Consider the following 21,751-nt stretch of genomic DNA (forward strand, 5'->3'; position numbering starts at 1 on the left):
GAGGCCGCCGTGGCGCTGCCCGGCCGCAGCCGGCTGATGGCGGCGCAGGCGCTGGATGTCGCCGACTGGCTGCCCAACGACCTGCTGCTGAAGCTGGACCGCTGCCTGATGGCGCATGCGGTGGAGGGGCGCACCCCCTTCCTGGACAGCGCCGTGGCCGAGGCGGTGTTCCGCCTGCCGGACGCGCTGAAGGTGCGCAACGGCGCGGGCAAGTGGCTGCTGCGCGAATGGCTGGCCCGCCACCTGCCGGCGGCCGAGCCGCACCGGCCGAAGCAGGGCTTCACCGTGCCGGTCGGCGCCTGGATCGCCGCCAAGGGGGAGAGGCTGGGGCCGCTGGTGGCGGCGCAGCCCGGCGTGGCCGAGATCGCCCGGCCCGACCGCGTGGCCGCCCTGTTCAAGGCGGCGGGCGGCAAGCGCGAGGGCTTCGCCGCCTGGCACCTGCTGTTCTACGCGCTGTGGCACCGCCGGCATGTCGAGGGGGTGATGCCCGCGGGCGACACCTTCGAGTATCTGGCGGCGCACTGAGCGCGACCGGCTTGAGGGGGCTTTGCCCCCTCAAACTCCCCCAGCAGGGGACAAGGTCCCCTGCACCCGCTATCAGTTTAGAATCCAAACAGATGGGTTTCCAAAGGCCTCAGGCCTTTGGTGGGGAGTGAGAGGGGCAAAGCCCCTCTCAGGCGCGCGGGCCGTATGGCCGCGCGACGCCGCTCAGCGGCGGGCCATGCCCTTGCGGAACTCGCGCTCCACGGCCGAGCGCTCGCCCGAGCCGATGCGGCGCATGATCTCGCGGATGATGGCGGCGGAGACGCGGAGTCGCTTGGCCAGGTATTCCACCTCGGCCTCGTCGAAGACCATGGTCTGCGCCTCGGCCTGCGGGGCCGCGGCGGGTTTCTTGCGGAGATCGGACATGGGGGCTCCTGCCGGCATCTGCCGGGGCTGGGGGAGCGGCGGGCCGGAGCGGCCGGCGCGTCGTGACAAGGCCGCGGAAACGCGGCGGGCCGGGCGCCGTGGCGCCGGCGGCAGGGCTAGCGGAGCGCCTCGGCGCCGCGGCCGCGCAGCTGGCTTTCGCGCACCACGCGCTCATGCCCGTCCTGCTGGCTGCGCACGCGGTATTCGCGGTCGCTGCCATCGTTCGGCAGCAGCCGCGTCACGGCATAGGCGCCGCGCGGGATGTTGCCGTCATACTTGCCGGGGACGAGTTCGACGATCTGGCCGACCGAGTAGCCATGGGGAGGCATGTCTGTTCCTTTGAGGCCGGATGCGTCGCGGGCGGCCAGGCGGGCCGCCGGAAGCGGCCGGGCCGGGCGCACCACGGAGGGTGCCCGGCCACGGCCTTCGCCCCGGGCGCGCGGCCCGGGGCGCGCCGGGCCTCAGGCCTGGCGCAGATTGGTCGCGGAGACCTTGCCCTGCTGGCCCTGCTGCAGGTCATACTGCAGGCGCTCGCCCTCGCGCGGCTCGCGCAGGCCGGAGCGCTGCACGTCGGAGACGTGCAGGAAGACGTCCTTGGAGCCGTCTTCCGGCTGGATGAAGCCGTAGCCCTTGGTGGCGTTGAACCACTTGACGGTGCCGAAAGCCATGATGCTGTTCCGTTCAAAAACAGAAGGCCGCCCCACGGACATCGCGGGGCGGATCGAACGTCGCGGGAGACGGACACCGGGCTCGGCGCTCGCGAGGAGCAGGGAGCAGGCCGAACCAAACGAGCTGACCCGACCAACATGGTCCTGCGCGCCGGTGGGTGCAACCTTTAAATGGCCGGCACGTCCGCGCGGCGCGCGCGGCAGCCGCCCGCGCCGGGGCGCGGGCGGGGCGGATCACTCCTCGACGAAGGGGTTCTTGCCGCCGCGGGCATTCACCCGGACCGGCACGCCCGGCATGTCGAAGGCGTCGCGGAAGCTGTTCACCAGGTAGCGGCGATAGTCTTCCGGCAGGTCCTCGGCGCGGGGGCCGAAGATGGCGATGGTGGGTGGCCGTGCCTTCGGCATGGTGGCGTAGCGCAGCTTGATGCGGCGGCCATTGGCCAGGGGCGGGGCGTGGCGGGCCAGCGCCGCCTCGAACCAGCGGTTCAGCTCGCCGGTCGGGATGCGGCGGTTCCAGCGCTCCACCGTCTGCCGCACCGCCGGCATCAGCCGCTCCACCCCGCGCCCGGTCATGGCCGAGAGGGTGACGACCTCCACCCCCTTGAGCTGCGCCAGCGAGGCGGTGAGCACGTCGTCCAGCTTGCGGCGGCAGGCGGCGCGGTCCTCGACGGCGTCCCATTTGTTGAAGGCGATGATGACGGCGCGGCCCTCGCGCTCGGCCAGGCGGGCGATGCGCAGGTCCTGCTCATCCATGCCGAGATTGGCGTCGAGCACCAGGATGGCGGCCTCCGCCTCCTTCAGCGCGGCGATGGTGGCGGCCACCGACATCTGCTCCAGCCCCTCGATGATGCGGGCCTTCTTGCGCATGCCGGCGGTGTCGACCAGCCGCACCTTGCCGCCGGTCTCGTCGGTCCATTCCACCGCCACGGCGTCGCGGGTCAGGCCCGGCTCGGGGCCGGTGATCATCCGCTCCTCGCCCAGCAGGGCGTTCAGCAGGGTCGACTTGCCGGCATTGGGCCGGCCGACGATGGCCAGGCGCAGCGGGCGGCTGCGGTCGCGGGCGTCCTCGTCCTCCTCCTCCGGCAGCAGCTCGGCGGCGGTGGTGTGCAGGTCGGCGATGCCCTCGCCATGCTCGGCGGAGATGGCGACCGGGTCGCCGAGGCCCAGCTCATAGGCCTCGTAGGCGGCCATGCCGCCGCCGCGGCCCTCGGTCTTGTTGGCGACCAGCAGCACCGGCACGCTCTGGCGGCGCAGCCAGGCGGCGAAGGCGCGGTCGGAGGGGGTGATGCCGGCGCGCGCATCGACCACGAAGAGCACCAGGTCGGCGTCGCGGATGGCGGCTTCGGAGCTGGCGCGCATGCGGCCGGCCACGGTGTCGGGCGGCGCTTCCTCCAGCCCGGCCGTGTCGAGCAGCAGCACGGCGCGGCCGCCGAGGCGGGCTTCCGTCTCCTTGCGGTCGCGGGTGACGCCCGGGGTGTCGTCCACAATGGCGAGCTTGCGCCCGGCCAGGCGGTTGAACAGCGTGGACTTGCCCACATTGGGGCGGCCGATGATGGCGATACGAGGCAGCATGATGCCCCGCCTTTACAGCGGAACGCCCTCTGGCGAAACCAAATCCGCAGGCGGGGTCCCCAGGGGCCTATGGGGGGCTCCTAGCCCCCCGGCGGGGTCCAGGGGCGGCGCCCCTGGAATCTTGTTTTACCGGTACGCCACCAGCGTCCCGTCATCGGTGAGCAGGACCAGCGTGTCCTGCGCCACCGCGCCGGGCAGGGTGGTGGAGCCCGGCAGGCGCAGCCGCCCGCCGATCTGCCCGGAGCCGGGGTTGATCAGCAGCGCCTCGCCCTTGCTGGAGGGCAGGATGAGCTGCCCGCCGGCCAGGATCGGGGTGGCGAAGCTCGCCGCCTCGAACTTCTTCGGGTCGGTGCCTTCCGGCGGCGCGTTCAGCTCGGCCACCCAGCGCAGGCGGCCGCTCTCGCGCTGCACGGCGGTGAGCACGCCATTGTCGCCCACCAGGAACAGCCAGTCGCCGGCGACGACCGGGCTTTCCGTGCCGCCCAGCTCATGCTCCCACAGCCGGCGGCCGGAGCGCAGGTCGACCGCCATGGAGGTGCCGCCCATGCCCATGGCATAGACGCGGCCCTCGAAGATCACCGGCAGGCCGCGCACCCCGGCGATGTCGCCGAGCCCGCCGCGGCCCTGGCCGGCCAGGCTCTCGGTCCATTGCACGCGGCCATCCTGCGGCCGCATCGCCACCAGCTCGCCCGAGGGGAAGCCGGCGACGACGAAATCCTCGTCCACCGCGGGGCCGGGCAGGCCGAGCGGCAGGGCGGTCGCCGCCTGGGCGCGGTAGGTCCAGAGCCGGCGGCCATCCTCGGCCGAGAGCGCCAGCAGCTGGTTCTCCAGCGTCGGCACATAGACGCGGCCGGCGAAGACGGTGGGGGCGCCGCGGGTCGGCGCCGGCAGGCGGGCGCGCCAGCGCTGCTGGCCGCTCGCCGGGTCGAGGGCGATCAGCTCGGCGAGGCCCGTGGTGACGTAGAGCGTGCCGTCGGCGAAGGCGCAGCCGGCGCCGACGCCGCCGACATCATCCTTCTCGGGGCGCGTGTCGAAGCGCCAGCGGCGGCCGCCGGAGGCGAGGTCGAAGGCCGAGACCTCGCCATAGGCATCGGCCGCGAAGACCGTGCCTCCGGCGATGACCGGGCCGCTGGTCAGGCGGCGGCGATAGGAGCTGCCGGTGCCGACCGAGACGCGCCAGGCCTGGCCGAGCTGGGCGCCGAGCGCGCTGTGGCCGGTGGCATGGGCGGGGCCGCCGCCGGGTTGCGGCCAGGCCTCGCGCGCGGTGGGGGGCGGCAGGGCCAGGGGCTGGCCGGCCAGCGACGCATCGGCCTCCAACGGGCGCTGCGCGGCCAGGATCGAGCGGCGCTCGCCCGGCAGGCGGTCCTTGCTTTCCCCGAACATGTCGAGAATGCCGCAGCCGCTCAGCAGCCCCGCGCCGCCGAGCAGCGCCGCACGCCGTGTCCAGACTTTGCCCTGCATCACACCCCCAATCCTGCGGCCAGCCGGCCGGCGCGCTCGCGCAGGCCCTGCGGCGCGGTGACATCCTGGGCCAGCGCGTCGAATTCACGCTTGGCAGTGGCCTTGTCGCCCTGGCGGAGCGCCAGCAGCCCCTGCAGCTCGCGCGCCGAGGCGCGCCAGGCGCTGCCCTCGGCCGCCAGCGGGCCGAGGCGCGCGGAAAGCTGCGCCGGGTCCTGCGAATCGATGCCGTGCAGCGCCCACATCAGGCTGGCGAGGTCGCGGTAGATCCGCGGCGCGGCATTGTCGGCGGAGAGCTGGTTCCACAGCGCCAGGGCGCCGTCGCGGTCGCCGGTCTCGGCCTTCAGCGCGGCGGCGCGCAGGGCCGAGAGGATCCGGTAGCCTTCCGGGCCGCTGCTGGCGAGGCCGGCGAAGCGGTCGCCGATCGCCCGCAGATCGGCGCCCTGCGCCTCGGCGGCGCGGTGCTGCTCCAGGAAGATGGCGGCGGATTGCGTGGCCTCGCGCTGCTGGTACCAGCGCCAGCCCTGCCAGCCGCCGAGACCGGCCAGGACCAGCAGCGCCAGGCCCGCGACCAGCCCGCCATACCGCAGGGCCATGCGGCGGGCCCGCTCGGCCCGCAGCTCCTCCTGCACTTCGTCGAAAATATCCGGCAAGGTCCGGTCCCTGAAGCCTGTGACAAGCGCGCGGGACCATAGCGGCAGCGAGGGGCGAAGTTAAGGGCAAGGGCGGCGGGGCCGCCCCGGCCCCGCCTCAGTGGAACAGGACCGGCCTGCCCTGCGGGCTGCCCAGCACCTCGTCCTCGCGCATCGCCAGCTGGCCGCGCACGATGGTCATCACCGGCCAGCCGGTGACGCGCTGCCCGGCAAACGGCGTCCAGCCGCAGGGGGAGGCGATCCAGCTCTCCTCGATGGTGCGGCTCTTCTTCAGGTCGACCACGGTGAAGTCGGCGTCATAGCCGGCGGCGAGCCGCCCCTTGGTGACGGCGCCATAGACCCGGGCCGGGCCGGCCGACATCAGGTCCACCATCCGGCCGAGGGTCAGGCGCCCGGCATTCACATGGTCGAGCATCAGCGGCGCCAGGGTCTGCACGCCGGTGAGCCCCGCCGCCGTCGCCGGCCAGGGGCGCTCCTTCGCCGCGCGGCTGTGCGGCGCGTGGTCGGAGCCGATGCAGTCCACCGTGCCGTTGCGCACCGCCTCCCACGCCGCCGCCTGGTGGCGGGCGTCGCGGATCGGCGGGTTCATCACCGCATAGCCGCCCAGCCGCTCATAGGCCTCGTCGGTCTGGGAGAGGTGGTTGACCAGCACCTCGACGGTCGCGACGTCGCGGAAATCCTTCAGGTAGACCAGCTCCTCGGCGGTCGAGACGTGCAGGATATGCGCAGGCCGCCCGGTCTCGCGCGCCAGCGCCATCAGCCGGCGGGTGCCGAGGAAGGCGCATTCGACATCGCGCCACTCGGCATGCAGCCGGTGCGGGCCGCCGGCGGCGTAGAGCGGCTTGCGCTCCTGCAGCCGGTACTCGTCCTCCGAATGGTAGGAGATGCGGCGGCGGCCGAGCCGCATCACCCGCTCCAGGCTGGCATCGTCATCGACCAGCAGGTCGCCGGTCGAGGAGCCGGCGAAGACCTTGATGCCGCAGACATCCGGATTGGCTTCCAGCGCCGCCAGCTCGGCGATGTTGGACTTGGCGGCGCCGACATAGAAGCCGATGTCGCACCAGGCCTTGCCCTGCACATAGGCCCGCTTTTCCTCCAGCGCCGCCTGGCTGGTGATGGAGGGGGTGGTGTTCGGCATGTCGAACACCGCCGTGATGCCGCCCAGGATGGCGGCCTTCGTCCCGTTCGGGATGGTCTCCACCGCCGGGTCGCCCGGGTCGCGCAGATGCACATGCGGGTCGATCAGCCCGGGCAGCACATGCAGCCCGGCGCAGTCCACCACCTGCGGCGCGTGGGCCGCGCCGAGATCGCCGATCGCGGCGATGCGGCCGGCCTTGACGCCGACATCCGCCACCGCCTCGCCCCAGGGCAGCACGCAGGTTCCCCCGCGCAGGATGAGATCGAAGCTGGTCATGCGGCATCCTCTCGACGCAAACGGACGCCCTGTCTTTAGGCAAGTTTGCCGCCGGGGGCGACCCCTCGCCGGCGATCTGCTAGCCAGTCCGGCCAAGCCTGCCGGGGAGAGAATCCGCATGAGCCTGTCCGAGCGCCTGCGCGCCCAGAACGCCGCCGACTGGGACGCCGCCATCACCCACCGCTTCGCCGCCGAGCTGGGCGCGGGCCGCATCGACCCCGCCGTGCTGCGCGCCTATCTGGTGCAGGACTACCAGTTCATCGACCGCTTCGTGGCGCTGCTGGGCGCGGCCATCGCCTCGGCCGACAGCTTCGCCGCGCGGCTGCGCCTCTCCCGCTTCCTGGCGATGATCACCAGCGACGAGAACACCTATTTCCAGCGCGCCTTCGACGAGCTCGGCGTGCCGGAGGCGGAGCGCACCGCGCCAGAGCTGAGCGAGACCACCCGCGCCTTCCAGGACCTGATGCGCGAGGCCGCCGAAAGCCGCTCCTACGCCCAGGCGCTGTCGGTGCTGGCGGTGGCGGAATGGCTCTACCTGAGCTGGGCCGAGAGGCTGGACGGGCCGAAGCCCGAAAGCTTCCTGCACGCCGAATGGATCACCCTGCACGACAACGATTATTTCCGCGGCTTCGTCGGCTGGCTGCGCGGCGAGCTGGACCGCGTCGGGCCGGCGGAGGAAGCCGCCTGCGCCGCGCTGTTCGGGCGGGCGGTCCAGCTGGAGCGGCGGTTTTTCGACGATCTCTACAGGTAGGAGCTGGGGAGGCTCCGCCTCCCCAGACCCCTCCGCCGGGGTGGCAGGGCCACCCCGGACCCCGCCATCAGATGGCGCCAAACTGAAGGCGGGGTCCGGGGGGACCCTGTCCCCCCGGCCTTTGCTTCAGCGCGCCAGCAACTGCTCCGCGATCTGCACGGCGTTCAGCGCCGCGCCCTTCAGCAGCTGGTCGCCGGCCACGAAGAACGCCACCGAATGGCCGCTCGGGTCGCCCAGATCGGCGCGGAAGCGGCCGGCCAGCACATCGCCCTGGCCCGAGGCCTCGGACGGCATCGGGAAATGGTTCGCCGCGCGGTCATCGACGATGCGCACCCCCGGCGCCTCGGCCAGCAGCGCCTTCACCTCGTCCGGGGAGACCGGGCGGCTGAACTCGACATTCAGCGCGATGGCATGGGCGCGCAGGATCGGCACGCGGATGCAGGTGATGCCGAGCGGCAGAGCCGGGGCGTCCATGATGCGCCGGGTCTCGGCGATCACCTTCAGCTCCTCGCCATTGTAGCCGGTCTCGGGGTCGACCTCGGCATTGTGGCTGAACAGGTTGAAGGCATAGGGGTGCGGCAGCACCTGCGGCGTGAAGGCCTCGCCCTTCAGATAGGCCTCGGTCGAGGCGCGCAGCTCCTCCATCGCCGCGGCGCCGGCGCCGGAGGCCGCCTGGTAGGTGGCGGCGGTGACGCGGCGGATGCCGATCGCCTGTTGCAGCGGCCAGAGCGGCACGGTGGCGATGATGGCGACGCAGTTCGGGTTGGCGATGATGCCACGATGCCGCGCGATCTCGGCCCCGTTCACCTCGGGCACCACCAGCGGCACGTCGGGGTCCATGCGGAAGGCGGAGGAATTGTCCACCACCACCGCGCCGGCCTTCACCGCCGCCGCCGCGTAGCGCTTCGACACGCCCGAGCCGGCGGAGAACAGGGCGAGGTCCACACCCTCGAAGCTGGCCTCGTCCAGCGCCTCGATGGCCAGGTCCTGGCCGCGGAAGCGCATGGTCTTGCCGGCCGAGCGCGGCGAGGCCAGCAGCTTCAGCGAGGCCAGCGGGAAGTCGCGCTCCTCAAGGGAGCGCAGCATCTCGACGCCGACGGCGCCGGTGGCGCCGACAATGGCGACCACGGGGTTGGCGGCCACGCTCTGATGCGGCGGCTGGGCCAGTTCGGCGGAGGAGGAAAGGGCGTTCATCGATCTCTGTCCGGTGGGGCCGGGAGAGACGGGGCCGGGTTCCTGTCCGGCTCTGGCCCCGTCCGTCTCCGGCGGGGCCTTCTGGTGGTTATGCTGCGGCGACCCGCGCATGCACCAGAGGACGCCCCGCCGGAGCGGTCGTCTTGGTAATGCGCTTGATGATGATCGGGGCGAACATGCCGGTCATTTCGCCCCGGATGCGGGCCGCCGTCAAGGTGGCGTGAGCGGGGGCGTGGCCCCCGCCCCGGGATCAGCCCCGGAAAAGAACCGTCTGGCCGTGCCGCGACTCGGCCGGCAGGCAGAGCGCGGCGAGCGCCGGCGCCACGTCGCGCGGCTGGGCGATGCTGTCCGGGTCCTCGCCCGGCATCGCCTGGGCGCGCATCTTGGTCGCCACCACGTCGGGGTCGAACAGGTTCACGCGCAGCGCGGTGTGCTCCACCTCCTGCGCCCAGGTCTGGACGAGGTGCTCCATGCCCGCCTTGGAGGCGCCATAGAGCCCCCAGAAGGCCTTGGGCCGCTGCACCCGCCCGGTGGTGACGAACACCGCCCGCCCCGCCGGCGCCGCGCGCAGCGGCGGGTCGCAGGTGCGGATCAGCCGCCAGGCGGCGGTCAGGTTGGTGCCGATGACGTCGTTCCAGTCGCGCGGGGTGATGTGCGCGACGGGGGTCAGCGCGCCCAGCGCCCCGGCATTGTGGATCAGGATGTCGAGCCGGCCGAAGCGCTCCACCAGGGAGGGGCCGACCATGTCGATCTTGTCGGCATCCTTCACCAGGTTGAAGGGCAGCAGCGTGGCCTGGCCGCCGACGGCGCGGATGGCGTCGTCGGTCTCCTCCAGCCCGCCCTGGGTGCGGGCGATCAGCACGCAATGCGCGCCGAGCCGCGCCAGCTCCACCGCCGTCGCAGCCCCGATGCCGCGGCTGGCGCCGGTGAGGAGGGCGATCTGCCCGGCCAGCGGCCGGGCGGTGCCCGCCACCGCCGCGTCCGTCACCGCGCTCACTGGCCGTTGGCCGCCAGCAGCGCGGGGACGCGCTCGGGATGGCCCTCGAGATCGGTCAGCGGAATGGCGTAGTCGCCGGTGAAGCAGGCATCGCAATAGCCGGGGTTGCTGGCGTCGCGGCCCGGCCGGCCGAGCGCGCGGTACATGCCGTCCAGCGAGATGAAGGCGAGGCTGTCGGCGCCGATGATGCGGGCCATCTCCTCGACATCATGGTTGGCGGCCAGCAGCTTCTCCCGCTCCGGCGTGTCGATGCCGTAGAAGCAGGAATGCGTCGTCGGCGGCGAGGAGATGCGCATATGCACCTCCTTGGCGCCGGCCTGGCGCACCATCTCGACGATCTTCTTCGAGGTGGTGCCGCGCACGATCGAATCATCCACCAGGATGACGCGCTTGCCCTCGATCATCGGCCGGTTGGCGCTGTGCTTCAGCTTCACGCCCAGATGGCGGATCTGGTCGGTGGGCTCGATGAAGGTGCGGCCGACATAGTGGTTGCGGATGATGCCGAGCTCGAAGGGAATGCCGGCCTCGGTCGCGTAGCCCATGGCGGCGGGGACGCCGGAATCCGGCACCGGCACCACCACATCGGCCTCGACATGGCTCTCGCGCGCCAGCTCGGAGCCGATGCGCTTGCGCGTCGCGTAGACCGGCGTGCCCTCCACCACCGAATCGGGGCGGGCGAAATAGATGTACTCGAAGATGCAGAACCGGCTCTGGCCGCGGCCGAAGGGCTTGATGCTGCGCAGCCCGTCATTGTCGATGAGCACGATCTCGCCCGGCTCGACATCGCGGATGAACTCGGCGCCGACGATGTCGAGGGCGCAGGTCTCGCTGGCCAGCACATAGGCGCCGCCCTCCGGCGCGCCGAGGCGGCCGAGCACCAGCGGGCGCACGCCCAGCGGGTCGCGCGCGCCGATCAGCGCGCCATCATGCAGCGCGATCAGCGAATAGGCGCCCTGCACCTGCTTCAGCGCGTCGATCAGCCGGTCCACCACATTGGCGTAGAGGCTGATGGCGATGAGGTGGACGAACACCTCCGAATCGGTGGTGCTCTGGAACAGGCAGCCGCGGCGGACCAGGGCGCGCTTCAGCGCCGTCGCATTGGTCAGGTTGCCGTTGTGGGCGACGGCCAGGCCGCCGAACTCGAAATCGGCGAAGAGCGGCTGCACGTTGCGCAGCGCGGTCTCGCCGGTGGTGGCGTAGCGGTTGTGGCCGACGGCGCTGCGCCCCTTCAGCCCCGCCATCACCTTGGCGTCGCCGAAGATGTCGCCCACCAGCCCCAGGCCGCGATGCGCGTTGAACTTGGCCGAGGCCGTGCCCGCATCCGCCAGGGTGACGATGCCGGAGGCTTCCTGCCCGCGATGCTGCAGGGCATGCAGGCCGAGCGCGGTCAGTGCCGCGGCGTCGGTCGCGTTCCAGACTCCGAAGACGCCGCATTCCTCATGGAAGCCGTCATCGTCGTCCCAGGGATGGGTGGAGGGCAGGGGCTGCATCGGCATCCTCGTTACCGGCTCTGGGCCGGGGGCCGCAGCAGCTCATCCATGCTGGGCATGCTGCGCTGCGGCAGATCGGGTAGGCGCGGGCGATACTCCGGCGGAAGCTGCGACACAAGCATCGCCGCCCCATCCGCCACGATGGGCAGGCTGCGTGCCTCCTGCACCGGCTCGGGCCAGCGCTCGACCTGAGGCAGGAACAACCCGCCCACGATATAAGCGAGCACGACCAGGAAAGCACCCCGCGCGAGGCCGAACACCATGCCGAGGGCGCGATCCAGACCCCCGAGCACCGAGGCCCGCACCAGCCCGGCGAACCAGCCGATCAGCAGCTTGAGCACGATCAGCGCGATCAGGAAGGCGACGGCACCGCCGACGATCTCGGCCAGCCAGGGCGGCTGCACATAGGTGCCGGCGAGCTGCGACGCGCCCGGCAGCATATAGATGGCGAACAGGCCGGCGCCGATCCAGGCGCCGACGCCCAGCACCTCACGCACCAGGCCGCGAAAGAAGGCGATGAGCGCCGAGAGGGCGACCACTGCCAGGACAATGCCGTCCACCCAGGTCATCGCCGCCCCTATACCCAAGCCCCTGCCCCCCCGCCATCTTTCTTTCGGGCTGCCGCCGTCGGGTGGGGAGGCGGGACGCTGCAGGGGAGGGGGTGCGGGTGTCGTGCGACGGCCGGCGGCGTGGTGCTGCCGGCCGCCAGCGGCGGCCGGCCCTGACAGAAAGAAGAAGGGGGCGCGGGGGAATTCATTCCCCCGCTTTCTTTTCCTTCTTTTCTGTCTTCCCCGCGGCGGCGGCGGCCATCGGCGCCACCAGATCGGCGAGGTGCCCGATCTCGGTCAGGCGCAGCCCCTCATGGGCGGGGGCGGCGCGGCCGCCGCGCGCCACGCGGCGCGGCAGCATGGCGGCGGCGAAGCCGAGCTTGGCGGCCTCGCGCAGGCGGGTATCGGTCTGCGCCACCTGGCGCACCTCGCCGGAGAGGCCGATCTCGCCGAAGAACACCATGTCCGGGTCGGTCGGCCGGTCGGTGGCGGCGGAGACCAGGGCGGCGGCGACGGCGAGGTCGGCCGCCGGCTCCCCCACCCGCAGCCCGCCGGCGATGTTCAGGTAGACGTCGTTCTGGCCGAGGCTGACGCGGCAGCGGGATTCCAGCACCGCCATCAGCATGGCCAGCCGCCCGGAATCCCACCCCACCACCTGCCGCCGCGGCGAGCCGCCGGAGGCGGAGGGCGAGAGCAGCACCTGGATTTCCACCAGCACCGGCCGCGTGCCCTCCATCCCGGCGAAGACGGCACTCCCGGAGATATTGCCGCGCCGCTCGGCCAGGAAGAGGGCGGAGGGGTTGGCGACCTCCATCAGCCCGCGATCGGTCATCTCGAAGACGCCGATCTCGTCGGTGGCGCCGAAGCGGTTCTTCACCGCGCGCAGGATGCGGAACTGGTGGCCGCGATCGCCTTCGAAATACAGCGTGGCGTCCACCATGTGCTCCAGCACGCGGGGCCCGGCCAGGGTGCCTTCCTTGGTCACATGCCCCACCAGCACCACGGCGAAGTTGCGGGTCTTGGCCAGCCGCGTCAGCTCGGCGGCGCAGGCGCGCACCTGGCTGACGGTGCCGGGGGCCGAATCCAGGCTGTCCAGCCAGACCGTCTGGATCGAGTCGATGATGACCAGCGTCGCCTCCTTCTCCTCCTCCAGGCTGGCCGCGATGTCGCGCAGGCTGGTGGTGGCGGCGAGGCCGAGCGGGCTGTCCTGCAGGCCGAGGCGCAGCGCCCGCAGCCGCACCTGATCGATCGCCTCCTCGCCCGAGATATAGAGGACACGCCGCCCGGCATTGGCGATGCGCGCCGCCGCCTGCAACAGGATGGTCGACTTGCCGATGCCGGGGTCGCCGCCCACCAGGATGACGCTGCCGGGCACGAAGCCGCCGCCCAGCACCCGGTCCAGCTCCGCCATGCCGCTGACGGTGCGCGGCGGCGGCGCGGCGCGGCCCTTCAGCGCCACGAATTCCAGCCTGCGGCCACCGGCCGACTTGCCAGCGGGGCCGGGGGCGCGCGGCGCCTCGGGCTGCTCCTCGACGATGGTGTTCCATTCGCCGCAGGTGTCGCAGCGGCCCTGCCAGCGCGGGGCGATGGCGCCGCAATTCTGGCAGACGAAGCGGGCGGTGGATTTGGCCATGCGGCCTATATGGGACGAAAAGGGAACAAAGGCGAGTGGTTCTCTGGGGAGGCTCCGCCTCCCCAGACCCCTCCGCCGGGGTGGCAGGGCCACCCCGGACCCCGCCTTCAGTTGGCGCGGGGTTCCAGGGGCGGAGCCCCTGGCTACTTCCGCAATTCCATGGTGATCGGCCCCTCGCGCTCGCCATTGGCGAACTGGTCCACCATCGGGTTGCCGCTGTGGCCGAGCGTCGCGGCCGGGCCGGTCCAGACCATGCGGCCCTTGTGCAGCATGGCCGCCGTCTCGCCGATGCGCCTTGCGCTGGCCATGTCGTGGGTGATCGACACGGCGGTCGCGCCCAGGCGCTGCACGCAATCGACGATCAGCCCGTCGATCACCGCGCCCATGATCGGGTCGAGGCCGGTGGTCGGCTCATCGAAGAAGATGATCTCCGGCTCGGCGGCGATGGCGCGCGCCAGGCCGACGCGCTTCTGCATGCCGCCCGAGAGTTCCGAGGGGGAGAGGTCGCCGACGCTGGCGGCCAGCCCCACCTGGGCCAGCACCTCGGCCGCCTTGTCGCGCGCCTTGGCGCGGGTGATGCGCTTCTGCGCCAGCAGCTTGAAGCAGACATTCTCCCAGACCGGCAGGCTGTCGAACAGCGCGCCATTCTGGAACAGCATGCCGATGCGGTCGTTCAGCGCCTCGCGCTCGCGCCGCGGCATGGCGAGCACGTCGCGCCCGTCGATCTCGATGCTGCCGGCATCGGGGCGGATCAGCCCCAGGATGCACTTGATGGTGACCGACTTGCCGGAGCCGGAGCCGCCCAGGATCACCATGCCCTGGCCGGCGGCGATGTCGAGATCGACGCCATCCAGCACCGTCTTGGCGCCGAAGCGCTTGGTCAGGCCGCGCAGGCGGATTTTCGGGGTGCCGGTCATGCGCCGAAGAACATCGCTGTCAGGATATAGTCCAGCGCCAGGATCAGGATGGAGGAGGCCACCACCGCGCGGGTGGTCGCGGCGCCCACGCCCTGCGCGCCACCACGGCTGTTGTAGCCGCTGTAGCAGCCCATCAGCGTGATGGTGAAGCCGAACACCGCCGCCTTCACCAGGCCGGAGATGACGTCCATCGGCTGCACGAAGTTCAGCGTCGAGGTCAGGTAGGAGGCCGAGGTGAAGCCGAGCTGCGCGGTGCCGATCAGCCAGCCGCCCATGACGCCCAGGATGTCGGCCACCACCACCAGCAGCGGCATGGCCAGCGTCCCGGCCAGCAGGCGCGGCGCCACCAGGTACTTCATGGGGTTGGTCGACAGCGTGGTCAGCGCGTCGATCTGGTCGGTGACGCGCATGGTGCCGATCTCGGCGGCGAAGGCGGCGCCGATGCGGCCCGCCACCATCAGCCCCGCCAGCACCGGACCCAGCTCCCGCGTGATGGAGAGCACCACGACATTGGCGATGGCGCTCTCGGCCCCGAAGCGGGAGAAGCCGGAATAGGATTGCAGCGCCAGCACCATGCCGGTGAAGATCGCGGTCAGCGACACCACGGGCAGGGAGAAATAGCCGATCTCCACGAAGGCGCGCAGGAACAGCCGCGGATAGAAGGGCGGCCGCACGAGATGCGACACGCCCTCCACCGCGAACAGGGCGATGGCGCCGGCGGCACGGCAGGCGCCGAGCACGCCGCGGCCGATGGCCGCCAGGGCGTTCAGGATCAGGTTCAAATCGCGGCTACCGCTTCATGCCGGGAGGTAGCGCCGCCGGTAGCGGGCGCCGAGGGAGGTCAGGATCTCATAGCCGATGGTGCCGGCCAGCGCCGCCACCGCATCCGGCGTCTGGCGCGGGCCGATCAGCTCCACCCGGTCGCCCGGGCGGGCTTCGGGGGCGTCGGTCACGTCCAGGGTGATCAGATCCATCGACACCCGCCCCACCAGTGGCACATCCTGGCCGTGCAGGGTGGCGACACCCTGGTTGGACAGGACACGCAGATAGCCATCGGCATAGCCCGCCGCAATGGTGGCGATCCGGCTGTCACGCTTTGCGACCCAGCTGGCGCCGTAGCCGACGCTGGTGCCGGCCGGCACCTCCCGCAGTTGCAGGATGGGCACCGTCAGCCGCAGCACCGGCCGCATCGGGTTGGGCTGGCCGGGCGTCGGGTTGATGCCGTAGAGGGCGCAGCCCGGCCGGGCGAGGTCGGAGGCGAAACCCTCCCCGAGGAACAGGCCGGAGGAATTGGCGAAGCTCGCGGGCAGGCCGGGCAGGCCGGCGCGCACGGCGGCGAAACGCGCCGCCTGTTGCGCGTTCAGCGGGTGGCCCGGCTCGTCGGCGCAGGCCAGGTGCGTCATCACATAGCGCAGGCCGAGATCGGAGAGGTCGCCCGCCGCCGCCAGCTCCGCCGCGTTCAGCCCGAGCCGCTCCATGCCGGTGTCGGCGTGCAGGATGGCGCCGCGCCGTCCGGCGGCGCGCGCCTCCGCCAGATCCGCGGGCGCGTTCAGCACCGGGGTGAGGTCGGCGCCGTCATCGGCGCCCGGCGGGAAGCCGCCCAGCACCGCGACCATCGGGCCGTGGCCGAGCGCCTGGCGCAGCGCCAGCCCCTCGGCGAATTGCGCCACGAAGAAATGCCGGCAGCCGGCCGCGGCCAGCGCCCGCGCCACCGGCGCGGCGCCCAGGCCATAGCCATCCGCCTTCACCACCCCGGCCACCGGGCCGGACGCGTGGCGGGCGGCGAGGTCGCGCCAATTGGCCACGATGGCGCCGAGATCGACCAGCAGCTCCGCCTCGAAGGCGTCGCGCGGCCGGGCCTCCGCCGGGCGAGAGGCCTCAGTAATCGCTGCCGCCATGCGCATCCCCATGCACGATGTCGAGGTCGCCGAAGCGGGTGAACTCCGCCTCGAAGAAGAGCGGGATGGTGCCGGTGGGACCGTGGCGCTGCTTGGCGACGATCAGGTCGGCGCGGTTGTAGGCCTTCTCCATCTTCGACTGCCAGCTGGAGACCGCCTCCTGGTACTTGTCGCGGTCCTGCGGCGTGTCGCCGAAATCGACCTGCTTCGGCTCGCGCATCTTCAGGTAGTAGTCGTCGCGATAGACGAACATCACCATGTCGGCGTCCTGCTCGATCGAGCCGGATTCGCGCAGATCGGCCAGCTGCGGGCGCTTGTCCTCGCGATTCTCCACCTGGCGGGAGAGCTGCGACAGCGCGATCACCGGCACCGCCAGCTCCTTGGCGATGGCCTTCAGCCCCTGGGTGATCTGGCTGATCTCCTGCACCCGGTTCTCCGGCTTGCTGCCGGCGGCGGGGCGCATCAGCTGCAGGTAGTCGACCACGATCAGGCTGAGGCCGCGCGTGCGCTTCAGGCGCCGGCAGCGGGTGCGCAGCGCCGAGATGGTGATGGCCGGGGTGTCGTCGATGAACAGCGGCAGGCTGGCCAGCTCGCGGCTGACCTCGACGAATTTGTCGAAGTCGCGCTGCTGGATCTCGCCACGGCGGATGCGGTCGCCGGAGATGCGGCTCTCCTCCGACAGCAGACGGGTGGCCAGCTGGTCGGCGCTCATTTCGAGCGAGAAGATGGCGCAGCCGCCCTTCGGCACGGTGCCGGGGCCGCCCTGGTCCTCGGCCTCGCGCAGGATCGACTTGGCGGCGCCGAAGGCGATCTTGGTGGCCAGCGCGGTCTTGCCCATGCCGGGGCGGCCGGCGAGGATCACCAGGTCCGACGGATGCAACCCGCCGGTCTTGGCATCCAGGTCGCGCAGGCCGGTGGGCAGGCCGGAGACGCCGCCGCCGCTGGTGAAGGCCTTCTCGGCCATGTTCACCGCCTCGGTCAGCGCCCGGCCGAAGGTGACGAAGCCGCCCTCCGAGCCGCCATCCTTGGCCAGGTCGAACAGCGACTGCTCGGCCGCCTCCAGCTGCTCGCGCGCGTCCAGCTCGGCCTCGGCGCCGAAGGCGCGGTTGACCACCGTCTCGCCGAGGTCGATCAGCTGCCGGCGCATCCAGCAATCGTGGATGACCTTGCCGTATTCGCCGGCATTGATGATGCCGACCATGGCCGAGAGCAGCCGCGCCAGATAGGCGGCGCCGCCCACCTCGTCGAGCAGGCCGGAATGCTCGAACTCGGCGCGCAGCGTCACCGCATCGGCCAGCTGCCCCGCCTCGATGCGGCGCTGGATGGCGGCGAAGATGCGGCCATGCACGGCATCGGCGAAATGCTCGGGGGCGAGGAATTCGGAGACCCGCTCATAGGCCTTGTTGTTGGCCAGCAGGGCGCCGAGCAGCGCCTGCTCGGCTTCCAGATTGGCCGGCGGCAGGCGCTGGGACAGGCCGATCAGGGTCTCGCCGGGCTGGGGTAGGCTGTTCATGGCGGCAGTCTAGCCCGGCGGGGTCGCCGGGGGAACAGCAGGGGGCTCCGCCCCCCTCTGGCGCAGTGCGCCAGAGCCCGCCGGGGTGGCAGGGCCACCCCGGACCCCGCCATCAGGTGGGAGATCCAAGAACCTCAGGTTCTTGGTGGGGGTCCAGGGGGCGAAGCCCCCTGGCCTCGGCCTCCGCCATGTAGTCCCGGGTGAGCGGCAGCGTGTCCACCTGGCGGGTCAGCTGCAGCTGCCAGTTCATGTGCCCCATGCGCCGGAAGGCCAGCTCCGAGCCGATCAGGTAGAACTCGAACATGCGGCAGAAGCGCTCGTCATAGAGGCTCTGGATGGCGTCCCGGTTGGCGGCGAAGCGGCGCCGCCAATGCGCGATGGTCTGCGCGTAGTGCAGCCGCAGGATCTCGATATCGGTCACCCAGAGGCCGGATTTCTCCACCGCCGGCAGCACCTCCGACAAAGCCGGGGAATAGCCGCCGGGGAAGATGTACTTGGCGATCCAGGGATTGGTGCTGCCCGGCCCGTCGCTGCGGCCGATGGCGTGCACCAGCGCCACGCCATCCTCGCGCAGCGCGCCGCGCAGGGTGCGGAAGAAGCGGCGGTAATGGTCGATGCCGACATGCTCGAACATGCCGACCGAGACGATGCGGTCCACCGGCCGCGCCCAGTCGCGGTAATCCATCAGCTCGAAGCGGACGCGCCCGGCCAGCCCCGCCGCCTCGGCCCGGGCGCGCGCCACCTCCAGCTGCTCGGTGGACAGCGTGATGCCGGTGACGCGGGCGCCATGCTCGCGCGCCAGGTGCAGCGCCATGCCGCCCCAGCCGCAGCCGATGTCGAGCACCTCGAGATCCGGCCGGTCGAGCCTGAGCTTGGCGGCGATGTGGCGCTTCTTGGCCTCCTGCGCCTCCTCCAGGCTCTCCTGCCCGGTCGGGAAATAGGCGCAGGAATATTGCCGGTCGCGGTCGAGGAAGAGGGCGTAGAGCCGGCCGTTCAGGTCGTAGTGATGCGCCACGTTGCGGCGCGCGCGCGGCGCGGGGTTCAGCTGGTCGAGGCGCCGGCGCAGCCAGCGCAGCTTCTCCATCACCGCCTCGCCCGGATGGCCGGTGCCCATCAGGTTGAGCACCAGCAGGTCCATCACCTCGTAGAGCGAGCAATCCAGCGGCGCCAGCTCGCCGCTCATATAGCCCTCGCCGAAGGCCAGGCCGGGATTGGTCACCAGCCGCCATTCGGCGCGGCGGGTGCGGATGTCGAGCCCCGCGGCGGGGCCCTCGGCGCCGCGATAGACGCGGGATTGGCCATCGGGGTAGCGCACCGTCAGCGTCCCGCGCCGGATCATGCGGGACAGAACCCGGTCGAACAGCATCGTCCGAACCCTTCCTTCTGCACAGCCGATGCAGGTTGGGTTGGGTCGGCAGGGCTGTCCATTCAAGCGGGCGGGATGGTCTTTACGGTTTGGTCATGAAGTTTTCGTGTCGGTTGTGGCGCGGGAAGCGCATGAAAAAGGGCGCCCCCCTGGCGGGGGACGCCCTGTTCCGTGCCCGGCCTTCCCCGAGGGGAAGGGGCGGCATCAATCCTCCGAGGCGGCGCCCAGCTCGGACAGCTCGGCGGCCAGCTCGGCCTCCAGGCTCTCCTCCTCGGCCTGCTGCTCGGCGCGCAGATCCTCGCCGCGCGCCTGCTTCTCGGCCTCTTCGACCGAGCGGGCGACGTTGACGGAGATCGGCAGCAGCACTTCCGGGTGCAGCTCGACCTTCACCTGGGTGACGCCCAGCGTCTTGATCGGCTGCTCCAGCAGGATCTGGCTGCGCGCCACGGTCAGGCCGGCCGCCTTGGCGGCATCGGCGATGTCGCGGCTGGAGACGGAGCCGTACAGGCCGCCCGACTCGCCCGCCTGGCGGATGATGACGACGGACAGGCCGTCCATCCGCTCGGCGATGCGCTCGGCTTCCTCGCGGCGCTTCAGGTTCAGCGCCTCGAGCTGCACCCGCTCACGCTCGAAGCGCGCCAGGTTGTCCTTGTTGGCGCGGATCGCCCGGCCCTTGGGCAGGAGGAAATTGCGGGCGTAGCCAGGGCGGACCTTCACGACCTCGCCCATCTGGCCGAGCTTGTCGACCCGCTGCATCAGGATGACTTCGATCATCGGTGTAACCCCGATCTCACATGTTGGCGGGCGGGTTGCGGCGCCCGTACTGTTCGAGGAGGCCGAGCGCCACAAGGATCAGGGCACCCGGCAGGCTGAAGACGAGTATCAGGACATAGAGCAGGATCAGCAGCGGCAGCCGGGCCGAGAAGCCCGCCAGGCGCGTGTGCATCGCGGCCAGGCCCTGCAGCACCAGCGGCACCGCCAGCACCAGGCAGAGCGACAGCGGCAGCAGCTCGGCCGAGGGCTCGGCGATCCACCACAGCAGCCCGGCCAGCCCCGGCAGCGCCGGGTACCAGAAGGGCAGCCGCGCCGCGCGCCAGGCCGGGGCCGGCGCCAGGGCCAGGCCGCGGCGCAGCAGGAAACCCTGCGCGCCGGCGGCATTGGCCACCAGCACCAGCGCGGTCCACAGCGACAGCGCCGCCGCCTGCAGCCGGATGATCTGCTGCAGGATCGCCTCGGAGGCCTCGGCGCCCATGCGGGCCATGCCGGTCTCCACCGCGCCGCGCAGCATGCCGTCCAGCCCGCCCTCGCCGGCGGCGAAGGCGGCCAGCAGCAGCATCGCGGCCGGCCAGAGGCCGAGCACCGCCAGCGGCGGGCCGAGCGCCAGCCGCGCCGTGCCATCCGCCTGCGGCCGCAGGCCGAGGCCCAGCAGCAGCAGCACCGGCCCGCCATAGAGGGCGAGCCAGAACAGCAGCGGCAGGAAGCCCGGCGTGGTCAGCAGCAGCGTGGCGCCGCCGATGGCCACGGCCAGGCCGGCGGCGAACTGGCCGAAGCCGAGGCCGGCCATGAGCAGCGGCAGCGGCGACAGCCAGAACAGCCCCATGCCGCCTGGCAGGCCGCGGAAGGCGGCCAGGGCGGCGATGGCGGAGACGAGCCCGGCCGCGACGCCCGCCAGCAGGCGGGGGTCGTCGGTCAGGCCGCTCCGGGGGGTTCCGGTTGCCACGTTGCCGATCCTGGTCTCAGGTCCTGATCCCGTCCGCTGCCGTCAGTCGTTGATGACGTAGGGCAGCAGGGCCAGGAAGCGGGCGCGCTTGATGGCGTTGGCCAGCTCGCGCTGCTTCTTCCCCGACACGGCGGTGATCCGGGAGGGGACGATCTTGCCGCGCTCGCTCAGGAAGCGGGAGAGCAGGCGCACGTCCTTGTAGTCGATCTTCGGCGCGTTCGGGCCGGAGAAGGGGCAGGACTTGCGGCGGCGGTAGAACGGCCGGCGGGCGCCCACGGCGGGGCGGCGGGCGGCGATGTTCACATCGGTGTTGGTGTCGGACATGATCGATTACTCCTCGCCGCCAGCGGTGTCGGCCTCGTCACGCGGACGGGCGCGATACTCTTCACGGTCGTCGCTCCGCTCGCGGCGGCCCGACGAGAAGCGGCCGGCGGCCGGGCGCGGGCCACGGAAGCCACGGTCGCGCTCGCGGTCGTCGCCACGCTTGGCCAGGATCGCCGAGGGGGCCTCGTCGATCGCCTCGATGCGCAGCGTCATGTGGCGCAGCACGTCCTCGTTCAGGCCGAGCTGACGCGCGACCTCCTGCTCGGCCGCCGCAGGGCAGTCGAGGCCGAGGAGCATGTAGTGCGCCTTGCGGTTCTTCTTGATGCGGTACGCCAGGCCACGCAGGCCCCAGTACTCGCGCTTCTTCACCTCGCCGCCGGCTTCGGTGATGACGGAGGTGACCTGGTCGGCGATGGCCTCGACCTGCGCCTGCGTCAGGTCGTTGCGTGCGATCAGCACGGTCTCATACAGCGGCATGGGATCTCCCTGTGGCTGTCTCAGCCCGGCCTGGTCCTGACCCATGTCAGGCAGTGCAAACGGGCATAGCCGGGCGCGATGCCTCACGCGCCCGGCAGGGGAGCGGCGCTAGAACCATATTTTCCGGGGGGCGGCAAGGAAAAAGGCCATGCGCGGCGGGCGGGGAGGGGTGGCCCGGGCCAGGCCCGGCGGGGCTCGCGCCGCTGCCCGGCACGCTCCGGCGTTGACAGGGTGTTTCCCGACCGTTAC

At 71.8% G+C, this 21,751-nt stretch carries 23 protein-coding genes; 2 read left to right on the plus strand and 21 right to left on the minus strand.

Annotation, left to right across the window (positions count from 1 at the left end; genetic code table 11):
* On the plus strand, positions 1-525 hold a 525-nt coding region (locus HMPREF0731_RS07980), incomplete at its 5' end, for an asparagine synthase-related protein (RefSeq protein ID WP_007003563.1).
* Positions 526-708: 183 nt separating this feature from the next.
* On the opposite strand, the gene HMPREF0731_RS07985 is transcribed toward HMPREF0731_RS07980, so the two are convergent.
* From HMPREF0731_RS07985 to HMPREF0731_RS08015, 7 genes are all read right to left on the minus strand, one after another.
* The gene (locus HMPREF0731_RS07985; RefSeq protein ID WP_007003565.1) at positions 709-909 is read right to left on the minus strand and encodes a hypothetical protein; all 201 of its coding nucleotides are present in this window, start codon (positions 907-909) and stop codon (positions 709-711) included.
* A gap of 116 nt (positions 910-1,025) precedes the next feature.
* Positions 1,026-1,238, minus strand: a complete 213-nt coding sequence (locus tag HMPREF0731_RS07990; RefSeq protein WP_007003566.1) for a hypothetical protein — start codon at positions 1,236-1,238, stop codon at positions 1,026-1,028.
* A 132-nt stretch (positions 1,239-1,370) separates the two neighbouring features.
* Complete coding sequence (locus HMPREF0731_RS07995; RefSeq protein WP_007003567.1) at positions 1,371-1,577, minus strand: cold-shock protein; 207 nt, start codon at positions 1,575-1,577, stop codon at positions 1,371-1,373.
* 234 nt (positions 1,578-1,811) lie between these two features.
* The gene (gene der, locus HMPREF0731_RS08000; protein ID WP_007003568.1) at positions 1,812-3,149 is read right to left on the minus strand and encodes a ribosome biogenesis GTPase Der; all 1,338 of its coding nucleotides are present in this window, start codon (positions 3,147-3,149) and stop codon (positions 1,812-1,814) included.
* A gap of 126 nt (positions 3,150-3,275) precedes the next feature.
* A complete protein-coding gene (locus tag HMPREF0731_RS08005; protein WP_007003569.1) occupies positions 3,276-4,610 on the minus strand; it encodes an outer membrane protein assembly factor BamB family protein in 1,335 nt (444 codons plus the stop codon).
* Positions 4,610-5,260, minus strand: coding sequence for a tetratricopeptide repeat protein (locus tag HMPREF0731_RS08010; protein ID WP_007003570.1), 651 nt, complete (start codon positions 5,258-5,260; stop codon positions 4,610-4,612). Before HMPREF0731_RS08010 ends, HMPREF0731_RS08005 begins: the two co-directional genes overlap by 1 nt.
* Positions 5,261-5,357: 97 nt before the next feature.
* A complete protein-coding gene (locus HMPREF0731_RS08015) occupies positions 5,358-6,674 on the minus strand; it encodes a dihydroorotase (protein ID WP_007003571.1) in 1,317 nt (438 codons plus the stop codon).
* Positions 6,675-6,792: 118 nt separating this feature from the next.
* On the opposite strand from HMPREF0731_RS08015, the gene HMPREF0731_RS08020 reads away from it, so the two are divergent.
* Positions 6,793-7,425: a TenA family protein gene (locus HMPREF0731_RS08020; RefSeq protein ID WP_007003572.1), complete on the plus strand. Its 633-nt coding sequence runs from the start codon at positions 6,793-6,795 to the stop codon at positions 7,423-7,425.
* 126 nt (positions 7,426-7,551) lie between these two features.
* Here HMPREF0731_RS08020 and HMPREF0731_RS08025 read toward each other — a convergent pair whose 3' ends face one another.
* The 14 genes from HMPREF0731_RS08025 to rpsF all read right to left on the minus strand — a co-directional run bounded on the left by HMPREF0731_RS08025 (position 7,552) and on the right by rpsF (position 21,502).
* Positions 7,552-8,619: an aspartate-semialdehyde dehydrogenase gene (locus HMPREF0731_RS08025; RefSeq protein ID WP_007003573.1), complete on the minus strand. Its 1,068-nt coding sequence runs from the start codon at positions 8,617-8,619 to the stop codon at positions 7,552-7,554.
* A 250-nt stretch (positions 8,620-8,869) separates the two neighbouring features.
* Positions 8,870-9,616 carry an SDR family NAD(P)-dependent oxidoreductase gene (locus HMPREF0731_RS08030; RefSeq protein ID WP_007003574.1) on the minus strand — a complete coding sequence of 249 codons (747 nt, stop codon included), beginning with the start codon at positions 9,614-9,616 and terminating at the stop codon, positions 8,870-8,872.
* The gene (gene purF / locus HMPREF0731_RS08035) at positions 9,613-11,112 is read right to left on the minus strand and encodes an amidophosphoribosyltransferase (protein ID WP_007003575.1); all 1,500 of its coding nucleotides are present in this window, start codon (positions 11,110-11,112) and stop codon (positions 9,613-9,615) included. The genes HMPREF0731_RS08030 and purF overlap by 4 nt, the downstream gene beginning before the upstream one ends.
* Positions 11,113-11,117: 5 nt before the next feature.
* On the minus strand, positions 11,118-11,675 hold the full coding sequence (locus HMPREF0731_RS08040; protein ID WP_007003576.1) for a CvpA family protein: 558 nt from the start codon (positions 11,673-11,675) through the stop codon (positions 11,118-11,120).
* 184 nt (positions 11,676-11,859) lie between these two features.
* The gene (radA, locus tag HMPREF0731_RS08045) at positions 11,860-13,287 is read right to left on the minus strand and encodes a DNA repair protein RadA (protein ID WP_007003577.1); all 1,428 of its coding nucleotides are present in this window, start codon (positions 13,285-13,287) and stop codon (positions 11,860-11,862) included.
* Between the two features lie 143 nt (positions 13,288-13,430).
* The gene (locus HMPREF0731_RS08050; RefSeq protein ID WP_007003578.1) at positions 13,431-14,204 is read right to left on the minus strand and encodes an ABC transporter ATP-binding protein; all 774 of its coding nucleotides are present in this window, start codon (positions 14,202-14,204) and stop codon (positions 13,431-13,433) included.
* Positions 14,201-14,986: an MlaE family ABC transporter permease gene (locus tag HMPREF0731_RS08055; RefSeq protein WP_007003579.1), complete on the minus strand. Its 786-nt coding sequence runs from the start codon at positions 14,984-14,986 to the stop codon at positions 14,201-14,203. The genes HMPREF0731_RS08050 and HMPREF0731_RS08055 overlap by 4 nt, the downstream gene beginning before the upstream one ends.
* Positions 14,987-15,001: 15 nt before the next feature.
* A complete protein-coding gene (alr, locus tag HMPREF0731_RS08060) occupies positions 15,002-16,102 on the minus strand; it encodes an alanine racemase (RefSeq protein ID WP_245538287.1) in 1,101 nt (366 codons plus the stop codon).
* Positions 16,083-17,615, minus strand: coding sequence for a replicative DNA helicase (locus HMPREF0731_RS08065; RefSeq protein ID WP_007003581.1), 1,533 nt, complete (start codon positions 17,613-17,615; stop codon positions 16,083-16,085). The genes alr and HMPREF0731_RS08065 overlap by 20 nt, the downstream gene beginning before the upstream one ends.
* A gap of 112 nt (positions 17,616-17,727) precedes the next feature.
* Positions 17,728-18,981: an SAM-dependent methyltransferase gene (locus tag HMPREF0731_RS08070; RefSeq protein WP_007003582.1), complete on the minus strand. Its 1,254-nt coding sequence runs from the start codon at positions 18,979-18,981 to the stop codon at positions 17,728-17,730.
* A 204-nt stretch (positions 18,982-19,185) separates the two neighbouring features.
* Complete coding sequence (gene rplI, locus HMPREF0731_RS08075; protein ID WP_007003583.1) at positions 19,186-19,755, minus strand: 50S ribosomal protein L9; 570 nt, start codon at positions 19,753-19,755, stop codon at positions 19,186-19,188.
* A 16-nt stretch (positions 19,756-19,771) separates the two neighbouring features.
* Positions 19,772-20,701 (minus strand): hypothetical protein, encoded by a 930-nt coding sequence (locus tag HMPREF0731_RS08080; protein WP_040612556.1) that lies wholly within the window; start codon positions 20,699-20,701, stop codon positions 19,772-19,774.
* Between the two features lie 42 nt (positions 20,702-20,743).
* Complete coding sequence (gene rpsR / locus HMPREF0731_RS08085; RefSeq protein WP_007003584.1) at positions 20,744-21,025, minus strand: 30S ribosomal protein S18; 282 nt, start codon at positions 21,023-21,025, stop codon at positions 20,744-20,746.
* A gap of 6 nt (positions 21,026-21,031) precedes the next feature.
* Entirely contained in the window at positions 21,032-21,502 is a 471-nt protein-coding gene (gene rpsF / locus HMPREF0731_RS08090) for a 30S ribosomal protein S6 (protein ID WP_040612558.1), read from the minus strand.
* Positions 21,503-21,751: the final 249 nt, after the last annotated feature.

Source organism: Pseudoroseomonas cervicalis ATCC 49957, assembly GCF_000164635.1.
GTDB lineage: Bacteria > Pseudomonadota > Alphaproteobacteria > Acetobacterales > Acetobacteraceae > Pseudoroseomonas > Pseudoroseomonas cervicalis.

Excerpts from the sequence above, each read along its gene's own strand:
- HMPREF0731_RS07985 (WP_007003565.1), bottom strand. The coding sequence starts at position 909 with ATGTCCGATCTCCGCAAGAAACCCGCCGCGGCCCCGCAGGCCGAGGCG.
- HMPREF0731_RS07990 (WP_007003566.1), bottom strand. The coding sequence starts at position 1,238 with ATGCCTCCCCATGGCTACTCGGTCGGCCAGATCGTCGAACTCGTCCCC.
- HMPREF0731_RS07995 (WP_007003567.1), bottom strand. The coding sequence starts at position 1,577 with ATGGCTTTCGGCACCGTCAAGTGGTTCAACGCCACCAAGGGCTACGGC.
- der (WP_007003568.1), bottom strand. The coding sequence starts at position 3,149 with ATGCTGCCTCGTATCGCCATCATCGGCCGCCCCAATGTGGGCAAGTCC.
- HMPREF0731_RS08005 (WP_007003569.1), bottom strand. The coding sequence starts at position 4,610 with ATGCAGGGCAAAGTCTGGACACGGCGTGCGGCGCTGCTCGGCGGCGCG.
- HMPREF0731_RS08015 (WP_007003571.1), bottom strand. The coding sequence starts at position 6,674 with ATGACCAGCTTCGATCTCATCCTGCGCGGGGGAACCTGCGTGCTGCCC.
- HMPREF0731_RS08020 (WP_007003572.1), top strand. The coding sequence starts at position 6,793 with ATGAGCCTGTCCGAGCGCCTGCGCGCCCAGAACGCCGCCGACTGGGAC.
- HMPREF0731_RS08025 (WP_007003573.1), bottom strand. The coding sequence starts at position 8,619 with ATGAACGCCCTTTCCTCCTCCGCCGAACTGGCCCAGCCGCCGCATCAG.
- purF (WP_007003575.1), bottom strand. The coding sequence starts at position 11,112 with ATGCCGATGCAGCCCCTGCCCTCCACCCATCCCTGGGACGACGATGAC.
- HMPREF0731_RS08040 (WP_007003576.1), bottom strand. The coding sequence starts at position 11,675 with ATGACCTGGGTGGACGGCATTGTCCTGGCAGTGGTCGCCCTCTCGGCG.
- radA (WP_007003577.1), bottom strand. The coding sequence starts at position 13,287 with ATGGCCAAATCCACCGCCCGCTTCGTCTGCCAGAATTGCGGCGCCATC.
- HMPREF0731_RS08050 (WP_007003578.1), bottom strand. The coding sequence starts at position 14,204 with ATGACCGGCACCCCGAAAATCCGCCTGCGCGGCCTGACCAAGCGCTTC.
- alr (WP_245538287.1), bottom strand. The coding sequence starts at position 16,102 with ATGGCGGCAGCGATTACTGAGGCCTCTCGCCCGGCGGAGGCCCGGCCG.
- HMPREF0731_RS08065 (WP_007003581.1), bottom strand. The coding sequence starts at position 17,615 with ATGAACAGCCTACCCCAGCCCGGCGAGACCCTGATCGGCCTGTCCCAG.
- HMPREF0731_RS08070 (WP_007003582.1), bottom strand. The coding sequence starts at position 18,981 with ATGCTGTTCGACCGGGTTCTGTCCCGCATGATCCGGCGCGGGACGCTG.
- rplI (WP_007003583.1), bottom strand. The coding sequence starts at position 19,755 with ATGATCGAAGTCATCCTGATGCAGCGGGTCGACAAGCTCGGCCAGATG.
- rpsR (WP_007003584.1), bottom strand. The coding sequence starts at position 21,025 with ATGTCCGACACCAACACCGATGTGAACATCGCCGCCCGCCGCCCCGCC.
- rpsF (WP_040612558.1), bottom strand. The coding sequence starts at position 21,502 with ATGCCGCTGTATGAGACCGTGCTGATCGCACGCAACGACCTGACGCAG.